Source organism: Natronococcus sp., assembly GCF_047921035.1.
In the GTDB taxonomy this organism is placed as follows: Archaea; Halobacteriota; Halobacteria; order Halobacteriales; family Natrialbaceae; genus Natronococcus.
The window spans coordinates 1-3358 of the sequence record NZ_JBLRWX010000179.1 but is presented as its reverse complement, the minus strand read 5'-3'; the positions used below and the strand labels follow the sequence as shown (position 1 = coordinate 3358).

The following is a 3358-nucleotide window of genomic DNA, read 5'->3' as shown; positions in this document are numbered from 1 at the left end:
AAAATGGGCAACTAGAACTTCACCAGAGTGCGGGACTGGACATCGATCTCACTGATGAGGCGCGAGCCTATCCTGACTTCGCGCTCACGCCAGCCGTCCAGATCGAATCCCGGGACTATCAACAGGCTGCACTCGACGCGTGGTGCGACCACGGCCGTCGAGGCAGCGTCGTGCTCCCGACCGGCAGCGGGAAGACGTTTCTCGCCATCCAAGCCACACAACACGCCGCTCGCGGTGAGAAGAGCCCCTCGAGCGATCCGGACACCGAGCCAGACACACCGTCACTGGCCCAGCAGGTCTACGCCTACGAGGTCCAGGACGAGGACAGCGACGAGATTCGAGAGTACTACCCTGGCCGACGGTACGACTGGGCGAACGAACCCGAATCCGTCAGCGCGAACGACCCTGTTTGAACGGGAACGATCTGCGCCGAGTGCGGAAACACGGAGCACTACTCCGACGACGACGATCTCCGCTCGAGCTCCTCGAGGATGCTCGCCGGCTATCACCTCACCGAGCGTGAGCCGAAGATATCACCGTCGACGCAGTCGACGACGCTTCCGACGATGACGACGAGGAGGCGGTCGCGCTTCCGGACGGCGTGACCGAAGCCGACGTCGACGAGCTGACCGACGAGCTCGAGACGCTCGGCGGTGTCGCCGACGAGATCGGCGTGACGCGTGGTCGGGCCCGAACGATCACGCACGCCCTCGGCTACTACTCGCGCGTTCGCGATGTCCCTTCGAGCCGAGGTGGTCGCGCATGACCGCCGAGAATCCGGAAGCCGTCCTCGAGGACGACAGCGACGACGATCAGGAGCTCTGGGCAGGCGTGCTCACGCTGGCGGTCGCGTTCCTGCTGACGGTGTTTGTCGTCGCGACGGACGCACCGCTCGAGATCGTCGTGCTGACCGTGGGGATCTGGCTCTCCGGCGGTGCAGTACGATTCGCCGAGGTGAGAGCCCGATGAGCGCGATGCGTTCGACGACGCCGGCGACCGCGTTCGCCGAGCGCTGGGACAACCACGTCAGCCGGATGTGGTTCGAGCGCTCGCGAACGCCGTGGCGAGACCCACGCGGCGCGTTCGACCAGGCAACCGAGGTTCACTACCCGAGCGCCGGGCCCGAGTCGACGGCGTACTACGACCCCGACGGCGACGTCGTTTTCGTCGAGTACGCCGGCGACGTTCGCACCTGTATCGCTCTCTCCGATCGCCCGGAGAGCGAGCAAACGTACGTTCGCGATCAGCTCGAGGCCCAACGATGAGCACGAAGATCCCAGATCCCGAAGCCGAAGCGAAAGAGACCGTCGAAGAGAACCGAGAGCTATTCGAACGAATCGCCGAGTCCGATCTCCCGATCGCGGATGACATCGAGCGGATCCTCGAGATCGCCGACGGAGGTGACGACTAGATGCCGACCTCAGTCGTCGCCCAAGAGCAGCTGTCGGAGCGCAGCGTTGTCGTCGACGGCGTCTCTTGCCTCCATGATGTCGTCGAGCGAGAGGCCTTCGATTTCGCTGACAGCGCCGGCGGATTCCATCCAGCGGCGCTCGAGTTCGTCGTCCTCGTCGATGGCACGCTGACTGAGCGCTGCACCACACCAGACACAGACGTCGTTCTCCCGCGGTGTCTCTCGGTCACACCGATGGCAGACGGCGGGCGCGAGGTCGTCGTGCTCGTCCACCTGGACGTCGATGCCGTGGGCCTTCGCAATCTCGCGGTCGTTCGCGTCGGCGAAGACCGAGACGTAGCGGGCAGCGATGTCCGATCCGCGAGTCCAGCCGTGGTGGTCCTCGAGGTGGGCCTGGGAGACGCCCTGACTAGCGAGGTGCGATGCCGAGGACTTCCGGAAGTTCGAGGGCGTGACCGGTCGGTCGACGTCGGCCTTTCGGGCCTTCTCTTTCAGGATGTCTCGGACACGATTGTTCGAGATCGAGTCGCCGGTGTTGAGGTTACACCACAGTGGATCGCTCCCGCTACCGGGATGAACCTCGAGCCAGCGGTTGACGTAGGGAACCGACGGGATCAGGACGGGCGATCGTCGGCCCTGCTTCCCGTCGACGGTGACCTGGAGGCCGTACTTGTGGTCGGAGATCTGCTTCGGCGTCAGGTCGAACAGCTCGTACGGTCGGGGACCGAGATCCCAGGCGAGGGCGATCAGTGCGCGATCGCGAAGATTCGCGCAGGCGTCGATCATCGGGAGGATGTCCTCCTCCCAGCGGAGCATGTCGCCGGGATCCGGAGCAGGATCGTGGTTGCTCGGATACCCGCCAGGAATCCAGGCGAGGCTCTCCGGTATCTCGTCGACGTCGTCGTCGCTGGCGAGTTTGCCGAACTGCCGGAGCGTGACGCGATAGTCTTTGTTCGTCTCGGCGGAGTCAGCCTTCTCGGTGTTGATCCAGGCGACGAGGCGCTCGGCAGCGTCCCGGTCCTCGAGGGCGTCGGCGAGGCCGCCGACCTCCTGGGCCATCTTCACAGCTCGCATGAGGTACTTCTCGTGAGCGAAGTCAGAGTACTTCGAGGGCCCGAGGATACGGATGCGATCGGACATGCGCCGGAGGACCTCGGCGTCAGTCTCGCTCATGTCCTCGGCCTCGTCGATCCGCTCGCGGAGCCGTTTGATCGACTGCTCCGGATTCGAGGTCATGACTTATACTATTTGTACGGGCATGTAAAGGTAGGATTTGGATCCCTCTCCGGGCACTTCCGTTCTACGCGACGTCACGAACACAGTGAGCGACGAGTCTATACGGAAGTGCCCCAGAGCCCTCCCCAGGCATCTATCAAGCCTTTCGGGTACCCTACAAAACACTCGCTGAGTCGAGTGTCTACCGTGCCGCTCTCCGGAGCGGTATCGCTCTACGAGAGTTCGTGTAACGTGTCTTCGACATCGAGGCGGTCAGTACGTTCGAGTGACAAAGCTTATTCCGGAACCCTTCCGCATTATTTTCTGCAGGGAGCGTGTGACAACGAAGGGTGCAGCCGATTCGATTCGGCTGGCTGTTTTCCGGAAGCGTTCCGTTCTACAGGGAGGCTTGTGTACCGTCTCGTCAGGATCGGAATCGGACTCGAGCAGTCGGGAGACGGACACTCGTCCGTCTCGGCAGCGTTGTCGCGGTCGTCGGCGTGAATCGTTCGACCCGTATATCAGCCTTGGAGGCGAAGAGTGAGGGAGCCGATTTTCACTTTGCACACGGGGTGTGGTAGCGGTAGTCGATGGATGATCCGCGAGCGACTCTGACCAGAAAACAGTTTCCGAAAGCTGACCGTGAAAGAATCGGTCGGGCCGCTGTGGACCCCGTGATCGCTCCCGACCCTCCTGTTTCCTCACCCGGGAGAGATTTCGCCGTCGAGTAAC

5 protein-coding genes and 1 pseudogene are annotated in these 3358 nt (G+C 63.1%); 4 read left to right on the top strand and 2 right to left on the bottom strand.

Annotated features, from left to right (window positions below):
- Positions 1-227, top strand: a pseudogene (locus tag ACNA7R_RS19715) (DEAD/DEAH box helicase family protein); the annotation flags it as partial.
- Positions 228-505: 278 nt separating this feature from the next.
- On the opposite strand, the gene ACNA7R_RS19710 reads toward ACNA7R_RS19715, so the two are convergent.
- On the bottom strand, positions 506-706 hold the full coding sequence (locus ACNA7R_RS19710) for a hypothetical protein (RefSeq protein ID WP_416285248.1): 201 nt from the start codon (positions 704-706) through the stop codon (positions 506-508).
- A 56-nt stretch (positions 707-762) separates the two neighbouring features.
- Here ACNA7R_RS19710 and ACNA7R_RS19705 point away from each other — a divergent pair, with 56 nt between their 5' ends.
- From ACNA7R_RS19705 to ACNA7R_RS19695, 3 genes are read left to right on the top strand one after another with little or no spacing between them, the layout of a single operon-like run.
- The gene (locus ACNA7R_RS19705; protein WP_416285247.1) at positions 763-969 is read left to right on the top strand and encodes a hypothetical protein; all 207 of its coding nucleotides are present in this window, start codon (positions 763-765) and stop codon (positions 967-969) included.
- Positions 966-1265, top strand: coding sequence for a hypothetical protein (locus ACNA7R_RS19700; RefSeq protein ID WP_416285246.1), 300 nt, complete (start codon positions 966-968; stop codon positions 1263-1265). Before ACNA7R_RS19705 ends, ACNA7R_RS19700 begins: the two co-directional genes overlap by 4 nt.
- Positions 1262-1411: a hypothetical protein gene (locus ACNA7R_RS19695; protein WP_416285245.1), complete on the top strand. Its 150-nt coding sequence runs from the start codon at positions 1262-1264 to the stop codon at positions 1409-1411. The genes ACNA7R_RS19700 and ACNA7R_RS19695 overlap by 4 nt, the downstream gene beginning before the upstream one ends.
- Before the next feature lie 9 nt (positions 1412-1420).
- On the opposite strand, the gene ACNA7R_RS19690 is transcribed toward ACNA7R_RS19695, so the two are convergent.
- Complete coding sequence (locus ACNA7R_RS19690; protein WP_416285244.1) at positions 1421-2647, bottom strand: tyrosine-type recombinase/integrase; 1227 nt, start codon at positions 2645-2647, stop codon at positions 1421-1423.
- Between the last annotated feature and the right edge of the window lie 711 nt (positions 2648-3358).

Excerpts from the sequence above, each read along its gene's own strand:
- ACNA7R_RS19705 (WP_416285247.1), top strand. The coding sequence starts at position 763 with ATGACCGCCGAGAATCCGGAAGCCGTCCTCGAGGACGACAGCGACGAC.
- ACNA7R_RS19700 (WP_416285246.1), top strand. The coding sequence starts at position 966 with ATGAGCGCGATGCGTTCGACGACGCCGGCGACCGCGTTCGCCGAGCGC.
- ACNA7R_RS19695 (WP_416285245.1), top strand. The coding sequence starts at position 1,262 with ATGAGCACGAAGATCCCAGATCCCGAAGCCGAAGCGAAAGAGACCGTC.
- ACNA7R_RS19690 (WP_416285244.1), bottom strand. The coding sequence starts at position 2,647 with ATGACCTCGAATCCGGAGCAGTCGATCAAACGGCTCCGCGAGCGGATC.